This is a genomic window from Parageobacillus toebii NBRC 107807 (assembly GCF_003688615.2).
GTDB lineage: Bacteria > Bacillota > Bacilli > Bacillales > Anoxybacillaceae > Parageobacillus_B > Parageobacillus_B toebii.
This window is the reverse complement of record NZ_CP049703.1, coordinates 647,037-666,858: the sequence shown is the minus strand read 5'-3', so window position 1 is coordinate 666,858 and position 19,822 is coordinate 647,037. Positions and strand designations below refer to the sequence as shown.

Sequence of the window (19,822 nt, the reverse complement as noted above, 5' to 3'; positions counted from 1 at the left end):
TGGGTTTTATAATCCGAGCGTTTTTGTTTATTATTGATCTGTTAATTTAGTTGCGATTCAAGTCGCTATTTGGTCTGTTTTTTTGGATTTTCCTTTCCTAAAGTGAACTCGTTAGTGTGAAATAGTGGATTTTTATGACTATCATTTGCGCAAGGATTTATGGCAAGTGGAATTAGAAAAAATCCCTTTAACGTTTTCTAATTAATAATAACAAAGCAGATGTTAACGAAGTTATTATTAAGTAATTAGGATAGGGGCTGTCACCGCCTGAAATATGTCGAAAAGCTCCGCGGAGAGAAATCTCTGCGGGGCTTTTCTTTTTCCTTTCTTCAATTAAAAAGAAAAAAAGGCAAAGCGACAATGGCTTTACCCTGAAATGGATGATATCTAGTCATCTGAGACTTTAATCAAAACCTCTTCTCTTTTCCGTTTTATTTCGTTTCCAAAGATACGGACTAATGAATAGTAAGAACTTTTAGCCTGTTCGCTTTTAACCGTTCTTTCCAAGTATTGCATTATCTTTTCGCCGCTATCTTCGTTTTCTTGTTGGGATAATAGATCCATCTCCTTCTGATATCGAAGCAAGACGCGATGGATGAACTTGATCCTTTCTCTTTCTTTTTCTGCATCGATTAGTTCATATATATCCTTTGACTTATGAATATCTTCAAGCAGTCTCTCAAATTCTTTTGATTCCTCATCGTTTAAATAAATATACGGTAGTTGGTAGCGTCTATTTTTAGAAACAATGCGCTCAAACTCTTCTGATGAAATATTCGTTATATCTAGAATTTCATCTCGGCTTAGACCGTGTTCGATTAATTTTTGAATGGTGGGTACTAGAGGTATCGTGTGTTCTTCTTTTTCTTTTATTAACTGATTTAATTGTTCGACTAAATGCCCTTGTTGTTTTATAAGGTTATTGAAGTCTTCGATGCACTGTTTTATTTGGGTATTAATTCTTGGCAGAACATCCATTTGAATACACCTCTATACTTAATTTTATTAATGCTGCCGGATCGATTGGTTGGTTTTATTATGTTTTTGCCACATCTATAATTATTTAATCATCTCATCCGGCAAATTGATAGTAGCGATCGCCGCGCGAAGTGATTTGCCAAGTCTAATTCTTAATCATTTTCATTTTTAAATAATTGTATTAGATACATGCTCTAACTAAAATGAAAAGTTTTGTATCTATATTTGTAGTGAGAGTATTCTAAACAGAATATGGCTACGACAACAGGGAATCCGCTGATGATGCTAAATCTTGCCTGATTTTTTTCTATTTATAGGATGTTCAGTGGAAGGATTTTCTAGACGTTATAGTGAATAATTGGAAAAGGGGGGGAAAACGGGTCAGGGAAGGGGGATAGAAAGCATTCTCTGTATCGAGTAAAAGAGATAGCGGAATTGTTGTCTGAATTTAGTGCCGAAACAGAAAAAGTCGATGGTTTCTTAGAAGTAGCAAACACTATATGACGAGAACAGCAGAAAGCGGTGAAACGAATAAACCATAAAGCGGGTGAATCTCACATGATCGATGGAGTGGAGTTGGAACGAGTTTTTATTAAGAAGGATGTGGTAATGAAGAAACTGTATCAATTCATGGAAGTAAGGGCTTCCTTTCATTCCTTCCCCTTCGTATATGATTCTCGTATTCGTTTAAAAAGACCGCTACTATCCAAGGGAGAATGGTTTTTTGACTCGTTTGCTATTTGGAACGAGAAAACGAAGCGGCTAGAGGAAATTAAGGGTCTTTACTCTGATGTGTTGCTGGACGAAATTAAGCAGCTAATTCTTAAAGGTATGGAAGAACAAAAGCAAATACATAAGAGATAGCCTTTTTATCGAAAAAATTCGGTTAGAATAGCGGAGGGTGAGAGGTACAATATTTAAAAGATTGCTATTTTATACTTATTATTTGTTGAAGAAGAAAATATACAAAGAAGAGGCTTTTTGGGCCGCTATGGCATGGTTAAAAATTTGTCGGTTGAATGGTTATGAAAAAGTATTCATTCAAACCGATGTTTTTTATTTTTATTTATATTGGCTCTGTGTTCTCAATTACCTTGATTTTTCACCAAAAGAACGTAAGAACCATTAATCGTTTGCTATAAACACTACAGGGGTTTTTCTTTTTTTTCTATTTTTAAAAGATAAAAAGGAGAAGCTTTACGTACTTCTCCTTCACTACTCCCGCTCCCATTCCTTTCCGCAATCCGGACATTGCCATTTAATGACACGATCTTCTTCCCGACTGTAAATGCGAATTTTTCTGGATCCATGAGTAGCGCCGTAATGATGCTGGATTTCTTGCAGGATCGGCGGTCCTTGCAAATCAGCCCCGCAAAACGGACAGTATTCTTTGTTATCATCCATGCTTTGGTTGCTCCTTTCGATTGGGCTTTGGATTTATTTTAGCTGCCTTGATTTTTACCTTTGTGATAAGGATACCATAACTCTTGGGATCCGATCGATAAGCGGTTTTCTGGAGAAAGCCGATCAAGCCTTATATCGGGCGAAGGAAACGGGGAGAAATAAATTCGTAAAATGGCCTCTTTCATATCGTAGGACATGGGGTGTAAAGCCGATACTCAAAGCCTCCAAATCTCTTTTCAAGTGATGATGTTCAACCATATCGTGAAAAAGGGAGGCGGTAATGACTGAGGGTGGATGAGGCTGGCCAATGGTCAAGCCTATGCTTATGGATATTTTATGTCAGACAAAAAATAAAAGCGAAAGGGAAGAGGGATATGTCCAAATCATCGATGACGGAGGGATGGAGCGGACGACGCGGCCGCTATTGATTATAGGGGAAATCTTCACCATAACGGACAAAATCCGCTCAACGAATCAAAAAAAGTTAAGTGGACTTGTCATTTTACAGGAAGAAGTTCGAAGTGAAGGGTTAAAAAGGGGGCAATAGGCAAGTTAGAATAATCATGTAGGATCGATTTTTGTCTACTTTTTCTCTTACAAACGAATTTCATACAAGACCTTTGTGGTCAGATGGATGGGATGGTTAAAAATCATCGACGGGGATGTAGGACGAAAGCAGTCGTTCACATTCTTGCCGGTGTTTTTTTATTTATTAACAATGTTTCTGGAGGGATAGTGTATGAATCAGTATTATGTCGTTCTTCGAACAAAAGAACGCGATGAATTACTCGATGTTGTGGATGCTTTGTCATTAGAGGAAGCCATGGCGATTGCCGAAACACGTTATGAAGAACAAATGGAAGTCCGTGATGGATTATTTGTTTTTAAGGTGAATGGTCCCTTAACCTTTAATGAACAGAATCGGTTCATTCGCAGCGGCGGCGGGGAAATGAAAATATTGATTCGGTTTTAATGAAACATAAAAACATAAAAAGAAGCTGACACCTGTTGGGATTCTGACAGGCGTCATTTTTTTTGTTTCTGATCATCATTACGAGCAATAGATACCTATACATGATCCATTTTTCAAAGAATTCCTTTGCGTCTATGAATGAAAGGGATGGGAGTTTGATGATCGTTCCAATATAAGAAGAGTGACCAACCGTCGAAACACTCCGTAAAAATTTCATCCATTTGTCGATGAATATCTTCATAAGTTTACAATGTGAAACACTTCTGATAAAACGTTGGGGTCATTCTAAAATCAGGAGCGAATTTGGAGCTGTAAGATCCTAATTCTCGTCTTGGAAGGGGGATTTTGTTTATAAAAAACCGTGATTTGACGCGGTTGTGGAAAGAGAAGGGGGATGAAGTTGTTCATAGGGTTAACTGGGTAGGTTATTCTATACCCAGTTAACCTTATGAATCGATAGGTTCCATCAACACCATTTTGTCCGAATTCGCAAATCCCTCCCCCTGCCCTTTGTTAGCTATGGATCCATTTTTTCCGTCGGCACGACCATTTGTAAACAAGGCATCGCATTTCATCATCCCGCATGTTCTTTTCTGCAGATCAGCAGGCGCTATTCTCCCTCTTGTGTTCAACATTTGGAAACCCCTCATCGTTACGTTCATTTATCACGATGATTCGTCTCTTTTGTTAGTCTCGATTAGGGATCAACAAGCAGCCATAGCGCCAAACCATTCTGTTCTGAAGTGATCGACGTGGTAACGCATATAGGGAACGAAAAGGAAAAAATGAGTAAAAACACAGGGGGATCAGGATAGGGAAAACCGAATGGCCACGATGAATCGATACGCATTTTCGTTGCCATTGTTTTTTACAAGAAAAAAGTGCAGAACATTGCAGTATATAAATTCCATATATATGAACAAATATTTTATAGTCACCGTAGATTGTTTGAAAGAATTTCTTAAATCGATCGGGTGTCATTCCAACAATATAGGGAATAACGGTATCATTACTGATATCCCAATAAAAGAATTCCGTATCTTGTGAGTCATCAAAGTCAAGAAGATAATAATCATCAAAACAACTTAAATAATCCATGACATAAACAAATTATTTGTTCAATATATTCTTTAAAGTGAAATGTACAAATCCCGGCAGTAAAATGGTCTCTTCGTAGGGAAAGAATTTCCTTCAGGTTCAATATCATTTTTTGCATAGGTATGGCTTTCCATATGATTAAAAAGTACAATATTCTGATGATCAAACTGAGTAAGACAATTGATCCGTAATTGTTGGATGAGGAACCATTCTCATGACAAATTGAGCATATGTTTTTTTCGGTGTTCGCTGTTGTATTCATTTGAATCATCCTCCAGTTTGTGTATTCGTTAGTGGGGTGTTCATGCCTAGGAAGTTGTCCTAGACATGAACATTAATAAGTTCCTCTTTTTAACTTAGGATTTTTAGCATAAAACCAATCAAGAAAGGCTTTTGCTTTCTGGTAAGCTTCAGAGAAAGAAATTCCGTCGTGATACCCTTTTATATTGGTTGGTTTTCCGTATAAATCGAATTTACAACGATATATATTTACGGATTCGTCTGGGTTGCGTTCGATGAAAATATAGCCGCTGTCGCTATATTGGTAGCAATAAATCTCCCCAAAATTGCCGACGAGCCATCCTCGCTGTTTAGCAAATTGATTGTTTAATAAGCGCATTTTTAACGCTTTTTTCTCTTTATTCATATCAGGAAGCGGAATATTCGTATCCATGCGGATGAATATTTCGCTGTCCTGAACCCAGATGTCGATGTTATGTGTATCGAGGTGATGTAGAAACTCTGTAATCGTCAAAGTTTCTTCACCACTTCATTTTTTTGAGATTTTAAAGTATTATTATTTTCAGGTTGATTATTTTCAGTATTTGTTTTAGGGGAATTAGGAACCTTTAGGTTTTGCAATTCCCCTTCTTTTTTCTCTTTATTTTCAAGGGTCAGCCACGTGTTAGGGGTATTAGGGTCGGCATTCATGGATTCAAATAATAAAGGGTTCACATAGATCATTTCTTTTCGGCCCGATTTACCACCGAAAACACGTTGAATATAAAAACGGGATTCCAGCATGTTTAAAGTATTGTTTAATTGTTCAGCAACCTCAAATCGTTTTTTTTGTCTTTTGCCAAAGTGCTTGTTTACTGATTACTAATTTTTGTTCAGCCAATAGTTTTCCTAAAATAAATTGTGCATCAACAAGCAATTCATTTTGTTTCATAATGCCAAAAGCTTTCTCCGCATGGGCTATAAAATACTCTTTTAATTGGAGGGCTTTTGTTAATGTTTCTTTGTCAATCACTGTGGGGATGTCTTCTATACAACTTGCCGTTTCGGCATACTTTGTAACATGAAGAAGACCAGTGATTCGAATTAATTGGCCGACTAATTTACCACCCCACGCTTTCAATTGATCGTGTAAGATTCCACCTTCCCGGAAATTTACTTCTACTTCCATTTGAAATGTCGAAAGTAGTTTTTCCGCTTCATGTTCGAGATGAAGTGCAATCGGCTGATTGGTTGAGAAATTCAACATTTTTTTAATGAGTGAAATATACTTGTTGCGAATTCTTTCCGGGATTGGAAAAGCATTTAGAACATCACGGTAACCCACGAAATCATCTGGAATCGAAAAAAGGAAGCGTGGAATCAATCCCCGATCGTTCAGTTTTCGTGGCATATTTTGTATAACCGTAGGCTGAGCCGATATACAAATGGTTATTAACGGTTCTTCTAGTCTTTCTGTATTCCGAGTAACTCTGTCTACACGAAGATGATCTCCGCTGTAACCCTTTAAATATATATCAAGCTTTTCTTGGTCACTTCCTTTTACTTTCATTCTTTCAAATAAATCTCCTTCAGACGACATTATTGCGATTTTCTCATTGTTTTCTTGTAATCTTGTAGCAATTTTTTCTTCCGTAGAATTATCTAAAAGTAGTGTTGGTTCATATAACTCAGGCAATGCTTCGAGTTCTTCTACAACCTCTTTAATCTCTTCTCTGATCGCAGGATCACTAGTTTTGGCATAATCATTTTGGAGTTTTTCGATTCGTTTCTTAATGGCGCCGCGTTCAGCTAATCTCTTCTTTATTTTTGGTTTCATTTCACTTATTAGGTCCTTTTCATAAAAATATATTGGTTCTGTCATTGCGTTATAGGCGGCCGATTTACGGTTGGAAGATTCCATTAATACGGTTGTATAGGTGTTTAATGGTTCCTTCCAGCCTTTTTTTGGTTCGACAAAAAATTTCTTGCTCAGTACAGTTGATAATACACCAAAAGCGATAATTGCCGGTAAGTCAACGGGTGTTTGTGTGAATTTGGCAACGGATTCAACCATATCTTTTATCGTTGGCGAAAATACTTGACTATCAAACTTTGGAAGATCATAGGTGCTAAATGGCACAGGCGTTTCCCATTCTAATTCATCATTATCAACAGATTGTTTTTTATTTAAGGCGTCAACAATCTCTTTAAACAATTCTTCTCCAACTCCTACATCTGTCATTTTTCTATTTTTTCTCATTTCTTCGATTTCCTCTTTTGTTCGGTGTATTGGTAAATAATTTGTTTCATTGTTCATTTTGTTGATTACCCTTCCTTTCTGTTTTTGGATTTTAAATATGTTAGCAGAGGTTTTTTGCCATTCGAATACTTTTAAGAACTTTTTTTAGTCAAAAATTAACTTTTTTTATATGGGCAGAGAGATTAGTGAATGAATTTCTTTCCCCTAATACCCCTAAAGTATCCGAAATGGTTAAACCTCTAGCCTTTCCTTTAGGGAAAGCCAAATCCCTAAATGGCCCTAAGTTCCCTAAAGAACATTCCATTAAATGGTAAATGATTTAATGCGTAAATCATTGTATCTTTGAATTTTTATATTTTAAGAGGGTTTTATAAAAAAGTTATAAAAAGGTGAAAATTTTTTTAAGGAAACAAATAAAAGCTAATAAATGAGCGGAATCTTTAAAGACAAGAAAGCCTTTAGTGAGATTCGGGAAGGTGAAAGCGGATTTTTTTCAGCCGTTTATTTCATTAAACTTCATATTACTTTGGTAGTAATTTATAAACTTTAAAAAGAAAAAAGAACACCAGAATCAACTGATGTTCTTTAATGGTAGATAAGTGAGATGGTTAAATAATATCTCCATATATTTTTGTTGATCGCCTGTCCACTTTTCTTTTGGAAAAGCGGAAGGTAAATAAGGTTTCCGATCATGATATAAAATGACTTGCTCCAAACCTAAACGCTGCAGTTTGTTTTTTTGTATTTCTGCATCAATTATATGCATCTTTTTAGAAAATAGGAAAAAGCCACCGAACGCTAGGGATTCAAATTCATTGGCTAATCTAGTAAATATTAATTGATATTTGTTTCCTTTTATTGCAACTGCGAAGGACAGCATCGAGTTAAATTTAAAAAATTTAACTGATGAGTAGCCTTTATTTATAAAGAACGTACGAATCCTTTCCTCAACAAGTTTATGATAATATGGACGTTTCATTTCAAGTGATATGGTTTCCTCTAACATATTTATAGGCGCAAAAATTAAGTTTACTCTTGCTGAAAAGGAACCCATCGCATTAAGAAAGGCAGTTAAAATCGTTGTCCATCTCCGTTTTATTCCATAGAGTTGTCTTTTTTCATCCGTGATAAATAAAATTGCATCAGGTAATTCCTCTTTATTTAGTTGAGAAAAGTAGTGCTTGTAGTTGATGAATTTTCCATATAGTTGCTGGTAACCTTCCGTTCCTTTGTCTATCTCAATAAAATAACTCCGACTGCTATCAATAAGCATTTCTGCATCAGGCCGAAGTTTGCCATTTCCTTTGTCAGATTGATACTCTCTTGTTGCGTACATCGACAAGCGGTAGTCAATTAGATTCTCTTTATCTAGAAAGTCTAATTTGATTAACGTATCGATTAATAATAGATGATGTCCGATTTGTTCTAAAGGAGGTTTATAGATGCTATATTCAAGATCGGCATGTGTATGATATCCTTCTGATTCAAAGTCATCCGCAAATAAATATCCATCTCCAACTTGACCGATTTCAATATTAAGTAAATCCTTAGCTATATTAAATCCACTTGGTGTTAAAAAATAAATTGAACCCAAACCAGCATCATCTTCTAATTTCTTTGATGTGACCAGTTTTTGTTCTTTTAATCGTTTTAAATAATTATGAATCATTGATTTTTGAGAGTTCTTAGGGGTATAGGTATTATGAACTTTTTGAGCTAGTTGCCAAGCTGTCATTCCACGATATCGATATAAAGTGCGAATAATGTCTTTGTCACGGTTAGATAACGTACTTTTCCTCATAATGATAGCGTCCTCCTTTTATTTTATTAAAGTTATAAACCATGAAAAAAAGAATTAAGTGCTAGTTCTTTTGCTGGAGTTCCTCTGTCACTTTGAATCAAATCATTCCGCTCTACTAAAGGGATTGAAGGGTAGAGTAATGTGTGAATTTGCGAGTGAATGAATGTGAACCATTCATCAAATTAATCATCTATTGATTCATCTTGTGACAGAGTTTTTGAGGGAAAATTTCTAGCAAAATCATATAAACCTACATCAAGTTTCCTTTTCTATAAATCATCTTAACCTCTTATTCTCTATATTCGAACGATATATGCGGAAGAACTATGATTAAAATAAGACTGTTTAAGTAGAAGATAAATGTATATAAGGAAAAAACAGAGGTCCATGAAAAGTTTTTTCAGTAATCCCATTAAAAAGAGAAAATTACGAAAGTATACTATTTAAGACTTTGATAAAAACTAATAAATTATGATAAAGGAGGACGACATGAAAGTAAAAGAACTCATTCAATTGGTCAACAATGAAGGTATGGATATTTATCAATTAAGTGTAAATGAAGGTTTTTCAAAGGGGACATTACGTCAACGATTATTGCGTTTGGGCTATAAATACAATAGAGAAACTGATAAATGGTATTATGCTGGAGCCGATGGGTCTGAACCACTTGATAAAGAGATCAGCTATCCATCAAGGAGAAAACAATATTTGGCGAATGACGAAAAGGATCCAATTGATTTGAAGGAACATCCGGATCTGTTTTCGGCATTGCTCCAACTGCCATTTGAAAATTTTGATGTGACAAATTCGTTTAAAACAAATAAGGCCCTTGTTGATCGCATGAAGACATTTATTAAGCAAGTTTCATTACCGTCGGGAAAGATTTATTCTTTAGCTATTTATGAATTCCTCAAAAAATATGAGCCGATTATAGAAAAGTTTAAAAAATAACCAAAAGTGAATGAAATTATAGCAAACTTTTGTTTGTTGTAAGTTGCAGGTCGGTATACAATTTATAACATAAAGTGAATATTTTTTAACTAATAGTTAAATAAAAGGCAATTTTAAAAAAGTTAATAAAACATAAAAAAGTTTTCGATAAAGGTTAAAAAGAGAAAAATCAATGGTAAAATGAGTAATGTAATCGAGATAAATCAATTAAATATAGCTGTTCAAACAAGGGAAAACCCCATGAGAGATTTAATAGAATAGATCGGTGATCTATGTGTTGCTGCACATTCTATTAATCCTCTTTTTGGGGGTTTTCCTTTTTTGTTTCTCTGGAAGAGGAGATAAACTCTTCAAGGATATCTTTTAATAGCTGATGCTGCTTAGGAGTCAGCCTAATTCCTTTGTAGTAAAGGGTTTGATTATCTTTAAACAAACTCATTAAGTCCTGAGAGGGAGGTGAAGATAACTCCACATAACCGGCTTTTTCCATGAGATGTTCATAAGCAACGTCAAGTGCCAAATGAAATTGTTTAAGTAACTCGGGAGATGGGATTCCCCTTTTTCCGGTTTCAATTTGAGATATATAGGCATTGCTGACACCTAATTCAGCAGCCAAATCATCAATTGTTAGTCGCTTAGCTTTTCGTAAAGTGCGTAAGTAGTGACCAAATTCTTTTGGATCCAAAAAAATCACCAACCTATTACTTTTATTGCAGATTTAATTAAACAAAGATATAATAACAAATAGTTAATATTTTATAACAAAATGTTAATAAAGGAGATATCTAGTATGAAAATTGTATTTAAAGATGCAGAACAATTTCAAATTACATTAATTCGCAAGGGGTTTTCACAACGGCAATTTTCTAAAAAAATTGGCATTAGTGAAGCATATTTACATCAAATCATTAATCAAAAGAAAAATCCAAGCCCAGCTGTCGCTAAAAAGATTACAGAACACCTCGAATTAGATTTCGACGACATTTTTACAGTCCAAATTTAATTTGGAGGCATAAGAAATGAGTACAATGCCACATATGATTCTTAATATGGATACAGTAATCTCTCTCTATTTAGTAATCATAGCAAACTGCAAAGATATTTAACAGATGATTACATTGATATTTACGAAGGAATTATTGAAGAAGAAAAATTAAAGAAATTATCAAAGCCTTTGTCTCGAAGCGAAAAGTTCATTTTACAGTTAGCTCTTCATCTATATTCTGACCGAGGAAAGCTTGATTTAAACGATATTGATTATTTAGATGATGAAAATAAGCGTCTTGTAATAAAGGCAATGAAGCTAAGATTTAAAGTAATGTAATGAGGGGGAAAATGATGTTATTTACAGAAGCACAAGAACGGTTTAAAGAATATTTGATTTTTCGAGAAAAGAGTAAAGAGACGGTCAAAGGATATATGAAGGACTTACGCAAATTGAATCGGTTTTTAGAGGATTTGAATAACGGACCAGTTTATTTGGATGACATTGAGATGGAACATATCGAAAAGTATATGTTATATCTAAAGGAAATTGGTTTAAAGCCGAGAAGCCGAAATCGATATTTGTTCAGCGTCCGTTCTTTTTTAAACTATGCTGTAAAGAAAAAATGGGTTGACTATAATGTAGCATCCGAAATCGAAAGTGTAAGTGTCTTGCAAGAAAAGAAAGTAGCGCTAATGCCAGAAGAAATTCAACAATTATTCGAAGCTATTGAGCATCCAATTATTGAATTTGCAGTGATTTTGCTCGCATATACAGGGTTGCGTATCCAAGAAGCCCATAATTTACGTTTAGAAGATATAGATTTTGAACGGAATCGCATTTTAGCCAACGGCAAGGGTAAAAAGCAACGATATATTCCAATTGCAAATGCATTAAAACCATATTTAGAAGATTATTTAGCTAACGTTCGTGGTCCCGTTGATTCCGAATATGTATTAGCAACTAAAAAAACAGGTAGATTATCACCGGGATTCGTTAATTATGAACTTCGTAAGGCTGTGCATAAGCTGGGGTGGAATAAAACTGTAACTTGTCATACTTTACGTAGAAGTTTTGCTACTAACCTATTACGGAAAGGTGTAAATATTTTTACCATTTCAAAGCTACTAGGACATGCATCGGTTAAAACAACTATGGTTTACCTTCAACTAAATGAGGATGAATTACAAGCAGCAGTTAATAAGCTTTAACGCGATTAATAAACTTTACGGGAGGATCTAACATGAGTGTAGTATCAGAAAAAATACCGATTTACGACGATAGAGTGAATTTCATTATAAGAAGTCTTGCAGAAGGAAAAACAAGAGATGAATTAGCGAAAGAATTTAATCATAGTGATTATCGTTCATTAGATATGTATATGCGCCGCCGAAATTTTGTTTGGGATGCAGAAGAGAAGAACTATAAGCCAGCTGCAACACGGATTAATAAAAAGAAAATCAATTCAGAAGTTTTTCATTCAGGTAAAGTATCAAAAATCATTCAAGCTTTTAGCGAGGGAAAAGATCCAAAAACAGTTGCCTCGGAATTTGGATTTAGTGATCATAAAAAGTTAGCAGAATATATGAAAAATAAGGGTTATGAATGGAGCCGGGAAGAAGAGAACTATATTCCGAAAAAAGGGCTTGAAAATACTGTAGAATCCAAAAAAGACTCTTCTTCCTTGCAAGAAGACGCCAAAGAGTCAAACCATACAAAACAACAAACAGCTGTAAGTGATCAATTATTAAATATAGTTAAAGCCTTGCAAGAACAGCTGAATATAACGGAATCACCGATTATAGATAAGATTCCGCGCTATCTTGTTCCGGGAATTGCTAAAACTAAGTCAGTACAAATCAGCCATCTGCTAGCTCAGTTAATTGAAGATTTTAGTTATGATAAGAACATTACGCAACGCCAAATTTTTGAAACAGCTATCATTGATTTTCTGTATAAATACGGATATAAACATGAAGTCGAGGCCTTGCTCGGCAAATAAGTTCTAGGAGGCTTTTCCTCCTAGAACCTATATAATTTTTGTTCGCAGAATTACCATTCTGCGCCGAATAGTATTCTAATCAGTTTATAATTGTTCGCAGAATTATTTAAAGGTTTAATTAAAATTGTTCGCATAATTTTTTTCAAAACACTGCTAAAGAATAATGTTGATTAATGTACATTTTAAGTCAACAGTGAACAATAACGGAGCCTTTTTAAAAACATTTTCTATGGGGTGTGCCATGCAACAGTTTGTTGATTCATTTGTTCATTACTTATATGAAGAAGCAAAAGATAAAAAAACAATCTCTTCGTATCGCACGACGGTAATCCATTTTCTCAAATGGTATGAACAGCGGGAAGGGAATATTACAATAGAAGAAACTCGTCCAATCGATATCAAAGAATACATAAGCTACTTGAAGCATCAATGCAAACGAAAGCCGGCAACCATCAACAAATATATTGCTGCATTAAAGGTATTTTTTTCATACTTAACTGAGACCGGCCTGATAAAAGATAACCCAATGAATCGAATCAAAATGGAAAAAATCGAGTATGCTCAAAGTTCCAGCCAAACAAAATGGTTAACTAAAGAAGAACAAGAACGGTTTATAAGCTATGTTGAATTAGAAAAAAATGAGTTTAAACGCCTCCGTAACCTTGCGATCATCGATCTAATGCTTTATGCAGGTTTGCGGGTTAACGAAGAGTAGCATCCTTAGAATTAAGTGATATTCAAACCAAAGGAAATGATATTGAAATTACTGTTCGTCAAGGGAAGGGAAATAAATATGCCTCTGTTTTGCTCGTTCAAAAGTATTCAAGAAACCTGAGAAAGTGGTTAAAATACCGTCAAAGACTTGAGAAGAGCATTCATAAGGAATCTCAACGTTTATTCGTATCGGAAAGATCCAAGTTTCTAACAGAGCGGGCCATTCAAAAAATGCTAACGAAATACGCGGATTTAGCCAACATGGAGAACATTACCCCGCACCGCTTCCGTCATAGTTTTTGCAAAAACCTAGCCAGTGCTGGAACGCCCATCGAAATTATTAGACGGCTTGCTCGGCATGAAAGTATACAAACAACCGCTATTTATGTTGATTCTTCACAGAAGGAACAAGTGGAGGCGTTGAGAAGAATGTAATATTGTACAAGTCTTAAGTGTACGTAAGATGTTAAAAAGTATTTGTTTTTCGTTAATAAAATTATCAGTAAATGTAATAATTAACAGAATAACTAATATGGTAAGAGTCGTGTGGCGATTAATAGCACGGCTCTTATTATTTTAGTTTAATAAGTAGACGTATAACAAAGCAATTACTTGGATAATAATGAATATAAAGAATAATAGTCTAGGGAAGGTGCAGGCTATGAAGGAGTTTTTAACTAATGAAGAAATTATCAACTTTTATAAGGCCGGAATGCCTATAGAAGAAATTGTTAGAAAGTCTAAATACAGAGACAAAAGCTCAATATATAGGATTCTTAAAAAAAATGGGGTTACCCCAGATAGAAATCCTAAAATAAACCTTTCAAATGAAGAAATAAATAATATAGTCGATTTGTACAATAGCTCCCCCACAGTATCTGCGGTTAAGATTGGCAAAAAATTTAATATATCTGGTGATTCAGTGTTGCGTATTTTAAGAGAGAAAGGCGTTTCCATAAGAGAACAACCTAGAAAACATATTTATAGATGAGCAGTTTTTTGACAGAATAAGTCCAAATGTCATTTATATTGTTGGTCTAATCCAAACAGATGGAACGATACATAAAGATCTTTTAGGTTTCTCCATAATCCAAAAAGATTATGAATTATTAGAAAAGATAGCAAGGGAAATGGGAGCGAATTCAGATATCATATATAAGGGTGCAAATAATACATCAGTATTAATTGTTAGAAGTAAGAAAATGGTTAAATCGTTAATTGAAAAGTTCAAGCTTCACCCTAATAAATCTAAAACTTTAGAATTTCCGCCAATACCAGAAGAACTTGTACCTTCGATGTTGAGAGGGAATTTTGATGGAGATGGTCACTTTTCAAAAAGAGAGGCGGGTATTGTTACTGCTAGCGAATCCTTTGCACTATCTTTATATGATATTCTCCAAAACTTCGATCTTCATCCAATATTAAATCTTGAGAAGCCAAATGAAACATGGTTATTTAGGGTTTATGTTCGAGGTAAAAATAATTTAAAATCACTCGAAAATATCTTATATAGTGATGGAAGCCAGCTTTTTAAAGTAGATAAACGAAAAAAACTTTCAGAAGTGTACAAATAAGGAGAAATAAGTATGAAACGGCATAGGAAATTGGAAAAATCAATACTAGAGAAAAAAGTCATACAAATGTATGTAATGCATAAAATAGGTGGGACAAGAATTGGTAATGAACTAGGAATAAGTTCAACTGAAGTTTATCGTATTTTAAAAAGAAATAATATTGATCGAAGAAAGAGGGAATCACTAGTTGCCCAGAAGATTATTAAATTATTTGAGAATAATATAAGTATAGCTGAAATAAGCCAACAATTTGGACTACAAGAAAAAACAATAGAGATAATCATTTCACAAAAAAACATTAAATAAAAAGTCTCTTCGGATTAGGTAGTGGAAAATGTACATCATTTGCTTTTCCCTAAATGTGAATTAGCACATACGGTGAAGTTTAACAAATGAAATTCAGATATTTCAATGATACAGCAAGAATAGTAAACGTCCATCTTGTAACATTTGCACGTGGTTGTAATGCAAGTTAATGCACCGATTAAGCCTTTAGAAGAAAAGTTATTTGTATTACCAGAGGTATACATCATGTATTTGGGATAAAATGTGGGGTTATGGTGAAAAAGGATTAAGCATTTTAGTTTCGCTAATAGAAGACATCGATTAATGCATAATACGTTGGAAAAGCGCAACAAACTATTATTTTATATTTTGAAGATAATGAATAGAAAGGATATTTCGCCATATAATCCGAATATCCAATAAAAAAAGGGCATTTAAACAATTAAATGTTCTTTCAGCTTGTCGACAAAGTCGACAAGCTGAAGCTAAGAAGAGAATCTCTTCTAGCTTTTTTGGTTTAGAAAGGTTTATTTTTATATCCAACTTCCAGATAAAGTCTACCATCCACAGGATTATTTTCTGCTTTTACCGTTCTACCATTTGCAGTAAATCGGTCTGGAATGTGACCACTGTTAAAGTAGTTCCATACCTTATCTGCATCTTTTTCAAAATAGAATTTAAACAACTCTTTAGAAACAATAGGTATTCTATAGGATTGTGGAATTGCTTCGTCTCTCCACATGCTAAATGCAATCATAACTTCACAATTACTCCAATTGTTATCAATCGTAATTGCAAAAGGTTGTCCTGAAATGTGATAATAAATTCCCTTTTCAAATCCAAGCTCTTTCTCAAGGATTTGACGGTTTTTCTCTTTGTCAGGAGTCCAAGAAGATTTCAACACAGGTGCTACCCAACCGTCAGGATACTTTTTGCCAGAAGGCTGAGTGTTTGTATTAGGTTTAGAAGGTTTGGAGGCTGCAGGGATTTTTCCCACATAGATAACTGTCTTGCTACCTTCCTTCGCGATTTTCACAGGATAACCAAATCCTTGGGAAGCCGAAACGAACTGTACAGGAACATAAAGTACATTATTTTTATACAGTGCTTTGATATTGGCGTTAACGTTTTTTCCTTTTACCTTCTTTATCACTAGCGGAACCACTTTTCCATTGAACACCGCAATGGTCTGATTCGCCTTAATGCTTATCACCGTTTTATTTTTCTTTTGAATGACGGATTTCTTTTGGGACTTTATCCATGTTACCTTATCCCCCATTTTTTGGACAATCGCATTGACAGGGACATAGGTGGTTCCATTCGATGCGAACGGTGCCCCTTCTTTTGCGTTCACCTGAACATTATTTACTTTTAAGATAAAGGAAGGAGATGTAGTTTGAGCAAATGCAGAAACAGTGAATGAAAATAACAACATAATAGACAAGAACAGTTTCTTCATCATCTTCCTCCATTCTATATTTCCTTTTTCTTTCATAATTATAACGTATTTACCTATTAAAAATTAATATTTTTCCTTCCGAATATATTTGACAAAAGTATTGAAAGCTTTATTTAGCGCTGCAAATGAAAAACTTTATCAACAACACCATTGAAAGGTATATGTCAAGCAATCCTATAAATTCTAAGCAGTTGATAACATCACCCGCTGCTTAAATGACTGCAATCAAGTGCTCATTATCCTCCGCCGCTTCCGTCACAGCTTTTGCAAAAATTTAGCCAATACTGGAACGCCCATTGAAATTATTAGACGTCTTGCTCGGCATGAAAGTATACAAACAACCGCTATTTATGTAGACACATCACGAGAAGACCAGATGCAGGCGTTAAGGAGAATGTAATTCGATGAGTAAAAAACGTGTTGTACTTGATTATTTTTATGAAAAAGTTGCTGATGAAGTTTGTGATACAAAAATTTGAAAAAAGGAATATAAAGAAGAAGTTATTTTAGTTTTAGAATACTCGAAAAGCTAATGAAGATAACGATTTTTTATTTTTGTGCAATTAGGAAGAACCCCCTGACCTCTTAGCTAAAAAGTTATAAGGGAAGGGGGGCAACATATAGCAATACATTCCTCTTTTTAAGGAAAAAATAAGTTTGATCAAGAACTTTTTAATAATTTTTTGCATAAAATAATCATATATTCCGTTTTTTGAGGAAAATATATAGAAAATCAATACATTCTTATTTATAATTTATTGTAGAGGTGAAGCGTATGGTAAATACAAACAAAATTGTAGGTCAGAATGTCAAAAAATATATAGAAAGTAAAGGTATTAAACATTCATGGGTGATGGAACGCACTGGTATTAAGAAGACAGCTTATTATAATTTCTTAAAAGGCGAAGGAAATGTGGAGGAGTATGTTGCAAAGATCAATAAGCTATTCCGCATTAAAGATCCGTTCTTTTTTTACAAGGCAGATATGGAATTCAAAGAAAAAACGTTTGGCCGTAGCCGATCTGATTCATTTATGAATTATGTGGCACTTTCGTTTCACGGTACAGTGGACGAAGAATTAAAAAAGGGTATGCATCTTTTTAGCGAATTTGTTGAACTGATCGATGTTTTAAAATCAGTCACAAATTCGGAAAATCCAAGGGGGCAGTCCATTGATTACAAAAGATAATCTTGAAATGATTCTAGAGCATAACAAAACACATTTGCCGAAAATTAAAAAGGCAATGGACCGTATTTACTCCCTCGGAGATCCTCTTGCTCATGTAAAGCCGCTTGATTTTATAAAAACCTATCTTTACGAGCATGCAAATGTATTGCAGTTTCCGATTCAAAATGCTGACTATGGTGGGCTTGTGTATTACTATAACGGTGATTATTATGTCCATATTAATACCGCACAGCCGAGAATATATGAAAATTTCATGTGGGCGCACGAGTTTTATCATTTCTTTTTTGACAGAGATAAAATTAAGAACCCTGACCAAAATTTTATCATGATTGATCATATTTATGATGAAAAAGAGCGGCTTCCTAATCTCTTCGCTTCCGAATTTTTAATTAATGACTTTGTGTTAGAAAGAAGCTTTCAATTTTTAGAAACTGCTCATACGAAACAATCTCTCCCAGAAAAAATTATGCGATTAATCAGTATCTTCCAGATCCCGTATAAAGCGTTAGTTGTTAAACTTGCTCAAAACGAATTGATCACGATTAACGAAGCGAAAAATGCATTGGACTATGATTATAGAAATCGTATTCCTCATGATATAGACAAATCATTTTTCGAGCCTAGTTATACAATAAACATCAGCGGGTTTGATGAATTGTATGAAAAAGCAAAAGGGTTGATGTATGAGGAGGATCTTCAATCGATTAAAAAATCTTATGATAAGCTATATGAACAAGTGTTGGCGTCAGTGCATGATCAAAGGGGGACTAAAGGATGAAGGTCCTCGATTCTCCTGTTTTAGAATCTGTTCGTCCGTTTATTTCAGATAATACGGAGCAATTGTACCAGTCACTAAACGAACACCAAACATTTTATATGTTAGATAATATGATTTTAACGAAATTAAGAAAACAAATATCAAATTTGCCGCTTTTGCTGCAGGCGTTTCATCAGTCTCCGATTTTTCTTATTCCTGATGTAGTGTTAGAAGAGTCTTTTAGGAATATACCCACAAAGGAACGGTATAATGATTATTACTTTGAGCTTTTCAAACAATTATCGGCGAAGAAACAGCTATACATTATATCGATGGAAACCATTTATCAATTATTAGAAAAAGGAATGACGAAAAAGCAATACATATTTGATGCGATGAAACAACTAGCTTTGGAAGCTTTCAGAGTAAATAGAGATATTATTAATAATCTGGAACGATGTGAATTATCCTCTTTTTCGGATCTTCCGAAATTGAGACAAATCATTTTACATAACGGAAATAATGCAGGAGAGCGCTTTATTTGTTTTTTCTCATTATTGCTTGTTCATCAGTACTATGGTCCTGCCTATATATGTAGTGATGACGGCAAAGGTGTATATACGATGTATAATACTTTTGTAAATAACGAAAGTTTATTTCGAATATTAGGTGTCGATGATTTTTTGATGTTTAAAGAGCAATACATCCTGCTGTCTTATGACTGTATTCTACAATTATCCATTAAGAATACGGAATTAAGCTCAGAAGAAATCTATGCTTTTGTGCAGAGTAGCGGTCGAAACGAGTCAAGGAAGGTCATTTATTCGTTAGATGGACAGTCATTCCATACAGAAATTAAAAATGCAAATTTCGCCAAATGGATAGAAGAGAGGAAAATAGAGATTTTCTTTTAATTCTGTTGTCAATCATGAAATCTTTAAAATGAATTTTAGAGTCGGATTCATTTTATCATTGGCTTTAACACAGGTAAATGAGGTTTCTTCATTAAGAAATAAACGACATCATAACTAAAGATAAAGATGTTCAAGTGACCATTCGGGAGGACAAGCGGATAAGTTTGCAACTGTAATACTGGTTCAAAATTCAAAAGTCATACTGCTTCATTATTTCGACAAGCAGTGCAGTATAACGGAGCGATAAGACGAGAGGATA

General features: G+C 34.4%; 24 protein-coding genes. 16 read left to right on the top strand and 8 right to left on the bottom strand.

What is annotated here, in order from left to right; translation table 11 throughout:
* Positions 1 to 387 precede the first annotated feature (387 nt).
* Positions 388 to 978 carry a hypothetical protein gene (locus tag DER53_RS03480; protein ID WP_062755512.1) on the bottom strand — a complete coding sequence of 197 codons (591 nt, stop codon included), beginning with the start codon at positions 976 to 978 and terminating at the stop codon, positions 388 to 390.
* 558 nt (positions 979 to 1,536) lie between these two features.
* Here DER53_RS03480 and DER53_RS03475 point away from each other — a divergent pair.
* On the top strand, positions 1,537 to 1,842 hold the full coding sequence (locus tag DER53_RS03475; RefSeq protein ID WP_062755510.1) for a hypothetical protein: 306 nt from the start codon (positions 1,537 to 1,539) through the stop codon (positions 1,840 to 1,842).
* A gap of 351 nt (positions 1,843 to 2,193) precedes the next feature.
* Here DER53_RS03475 and DER53_RS03470 read toward each other — a convergent pair whose 3' ends face one another.
* On the bottom strand, positions 2,194 to 2,382 hold the full coding sequence (locus DER53_RS03470; protein WP_062755507.1) for a hypothetical protein: 189 nt from the start codon (positions 2,380 to 2,382) through the stop codon (positions 2,194 to 2,196).
* 307 nt (positions 2,383 to 2,689) lie between these two features.
* Between DER53_RS03470 and DER53_RS03465 the strand changes: the two genes are divergently transcribed.
* The gene (locus DER53_RS03465) at positions 2,690 to 2,929 is read left to right on the top strand and encodes a hypothetical protein (protein ID WP_062755505.1); all 240 of its coding nucleotides are present in this window, start codon (positions 2,690 to 2,692) and stop codon (positions 2,927 to 2,929) included.
* A gap of 192 nt (positions 2,930 to 3,121) precedes the next feature.
* Complete coding sequence (locus DER53_RS03460; RefSeq protein ID WP_062755503.1) at positions 3,122 to 3,355, top strand: hypothetical protein; 234 nt, start codon at positions 3,122 to 3,124, stop codon at positions 3,353 to 3,355.
* 1,432 nt (positions 3,356 to 4,787) lie between these two features.
* Here the strand turns inward: DER53_RS03460 and DER53_RS03455 are convergent.
* The 4 genes from DER53_RS03455 to DER53_RS03440 all read right to left on the bottom strand — a co-directional run bounded on the left by DER53_RS03455 (position 4,788) and on the right by DER53_RS03440 (position 8,733).
* Positions 4,788 to 5,207, bottom strand: coding sequence for a hypothetical protein (locus DER53_RS03455; protein WP_062755499.1), 420 nt, complete (start codon positions 5,205 to 5,207; stop codon positions 4,788 to 4,790).
* Complete coding sequence (locus DER53_RS03450) at positions 5,204 to 5,476, bottom strand: hypothetical protein (protein ID WP_121910019.1); 273 nt, start codon at positions 5,474 to 5,476, stop codon at positions 5,204 to 5,206. The genes DER53_RS03455 and DER53_RS03450 overlap by 4 nt, the downstream gene beginning before the upstream one ends.
* 31 nt (positions 5,477 to 5,507) lie before the next feature.
* Complete coding sequence (locus tag DER53_RS03445) at positions 5,508 to 6,989, bottom strand: YfjI family protein (RefSeq protein WP_121910018.1); 1,482 nt, start codon at positions 6,987 to 6,989, stop codon at positions 5,508 to 5,510.
* A gap of 514 nt (positions 6,990 to 7,503) precedes the next feature.
* A complete protein-coding gene (locus DER53_RS03440) occupies positions 7,504 to 8,733 on the bottom strand; it encodes a replication-relaxation family protein (RefSeq protein ID WP_062755492.1) in 1,230 nt (409 codons plus the stop codon).
* Between the two features lie 489 nt (positions 8,734 to 9,222).
* Here DER53_RS03440 and DER53_RS03435 point away from each other — a divergent pair, with 489 nt between their 5' ends.
* Positions 9,223 to 9,684, top strand: a complete 462-nt coding sequence (locus DER53_RS03435; RefSeq protein ID WP_062755490.1) for a hypothetical protein — start codon at positions 9,223 to 9,225, stop codon at positions 9,682 to 9,684.
* A gap of 292 nt (positions 9,685 to 9,976) precedes the next feature.
* Here the strand turns inward: DER53_RS03435 and DER53_RS03430 are convergent, their stop codons facing one another.
* Complete coding sequence (locus DER53_RS03430; protein ID WP_062755488.1) at positions 9,977 to 10,369, bottom strand: helix-turn-helix domain-containing protein; 393 nt, start codon at positions 10,367 to 10,369, stop codon at positions 9,977 to 9,979.
* 105 nt (positions 10,370 to 10,474) lie between these two features.
* On the opposite strand from DER53_RS03430, the gene DER53_RS03425 reads away from it, so the two are divergent.
* The 8 genes from DER53_RS03425 to DER53_RS03395 all read left to right on the top strand — a co-directional run bounded on the left by DER53_RS03425 (position 10,475) and on the right by DER53_RS03395 (position 15,265).
* Entirely contained in the window at positions 10,475 to 10,687 is a 213-nt protein-coding gene (locus tag DER53_RS03425) for a helix-turn-helix domain-containing protein (protein WP_062755487.1), read from the top strand.
* Between the two features lie 332 nt (positions 10,688 to 11,019).
* On the top strand, positions 11,020 to 11,880 hold the full coding sequence (locus tag DER53_RS03420; RefSeq protein ID WP_167317819.1) for a tyrosine-type recombinase/integrase: 861 nt from the start codon (positions 11,020 to 11,022) through the stop codon (positions 11,878 to 11,880).
* A 32-nt stretch (positions 11,881 to 11,912) separates the two neighbouring features.
* Positions 11,913 to 12,671, top strand: coding sequence for a hypothetical protein (locus DER53_RS03415; RefSeq protein WP_062755483.1), 759 nt, complete (start codon positions 11,913 to 11,915; stop codon positions 12,669 to 12,671).
* A 241-nt stretch (positions 12,672 to 12,912) separates the two neighbouring features.
* Positions 12,913 to 13,386, top strand: a complete 474-nt coding sequence (locus tag DER53_RS17275; RefSeq protein ID WP_244319632.1) for a tyrosine-type recombinase/integrase — start codon at positions 12,913 to 12,915, stop codon at positions 13,384 to 13,386.
* Positions 13,387 to 13,406: 20 nt separating this feature from the next.
* Positions 13,407 to 13,820: a tyrosine-type recombinase/integrase gene (locus tag DER53_RS17270; protein ID WP_341874542.1), complete on the top strand. Its 414-nt coding sequence runs from the start codon at positions 13,407 to 13,409 to the stop codon at positions 13,818 to 13,820.
* A 226-nt stretch (positions 13,821 to 14,046) separates the two neighbouring features.
* Positions 14,047 to 14,376, top strand: a complete 330-nt coding sequence (locus DER53_RS03405) for a hypothetical protein (RefSeq protein ID WP_062755481.1) — start codon at positions 14,047 to 14,049, stop codon at positions 14,374 to 14,376.
* A 139-nt stretch (positions 14,377 to 14,515) separates the two neighbouring features.
* Positions 14,516 to 14,959 carry an LAGLIDADG family homing endonuclease gene (locus tag DER53_RS03400; RefSeq protein ID WP_062755479.1) on the top strand — a complete coding sequence of 148 codons (444 nt, stop codon included), beginning with the start codon at positions 14,516 to 14,518 and terminating at the stop codon, positions 14,957 to 14,959.
* A gap of 12 nt (positions 14,960 to 14,971) precedes the next feature.
* Positions 14,972 to 15,265, top strand: coding sequence for a hypothetical protein (locus DER53_RS03395; RefSeq protein ID WP_062755478.1), 294 nt, complete (start codon positions 14,972 to 14,974; stop codon positions 15,263 to 15,265).
* Positions 15,266 to 15,761: 496 nt separating this feature from the next.
* On the opposite strand, the gene DER53_RS03390 is transcribed toward DER53_RS03395, so the two are convergent.
* Entirely contained in the window at positions 15,762 to 16,739 is a 978-nt protein-coding gene (locus DER53_RS03390; protein ID WP_082805436.1) for a copper amine oxidase N-terminal domain-containing protein, read from the bottom strand.
* A gap of 193 nt (positions 16,740 to 16,932) precedes the next feature.
* Between DER53_RS03390 and DER53_RS03385 the strand changes: the two genes are divergently transcribed.
* The 4 genes from DER53_RS03385 to DER53_RS03370 all read left to right on the top strand — a co-directional run bounded on the left by DER53_RS03385 (position 16,933) and on the right by DER53_RS03370 (position 19,563).
* Entirely contained in the window at positions 16,933 to 17,103 is a 171-nt protein-coding gene (locus tag DER53_RS03385) for a tyrosine-type recombinase/integrase (RefSeq protein WP_244319631.1), read from the top strand.
* Between the two features lie 375 nt (positions 17,104 to 17,478).
* Positions 17,479 to 17,892: a hypothetical protein gene (locus DER53_RS03380; RefSeq protein ID WP_062755473.1), complete on the top strand. Its 414-nt coding sequence runs from the start codon at positions 17,479 to 17,481 to the stop codon at positions 17,890 to 17,892.
* The gene (locus tag DER53_RS03375) at positions 17,876 to 18,670 is read left to right on the top strand and encodes an ImmA/IrrE family metallo-endopeptidase (protein ID WP_050367864.1); all 795 of its coding nucleotides are present in this window, start codon (positions 17,876 to 17,878) and stop codon (positions 18,668 to 18,670) included. The genes DER53_RS03380 and DER53_RS03375 overlap by 17 nt, the downstream gene beginning before the upstream one ends.
* Positions 18,667 to 19,563: a hypothetical protein gene (locus tag DER53_RS03370; RefSeq protein WP_062755470.1), complete on the top strand. Its 897-nt coding sequence runs from the start codon at positions 18,667 to 18,669 to the stop codon at positions 19,561 to 19,563. Before DER53_RS03375 ends, DER53_RS03370 begins: the two co-directional genes overlap by 4 nt.
* The last annotated feature ends 259 nt before the right edge of the window (positions 19,564 to 19,822 follow it).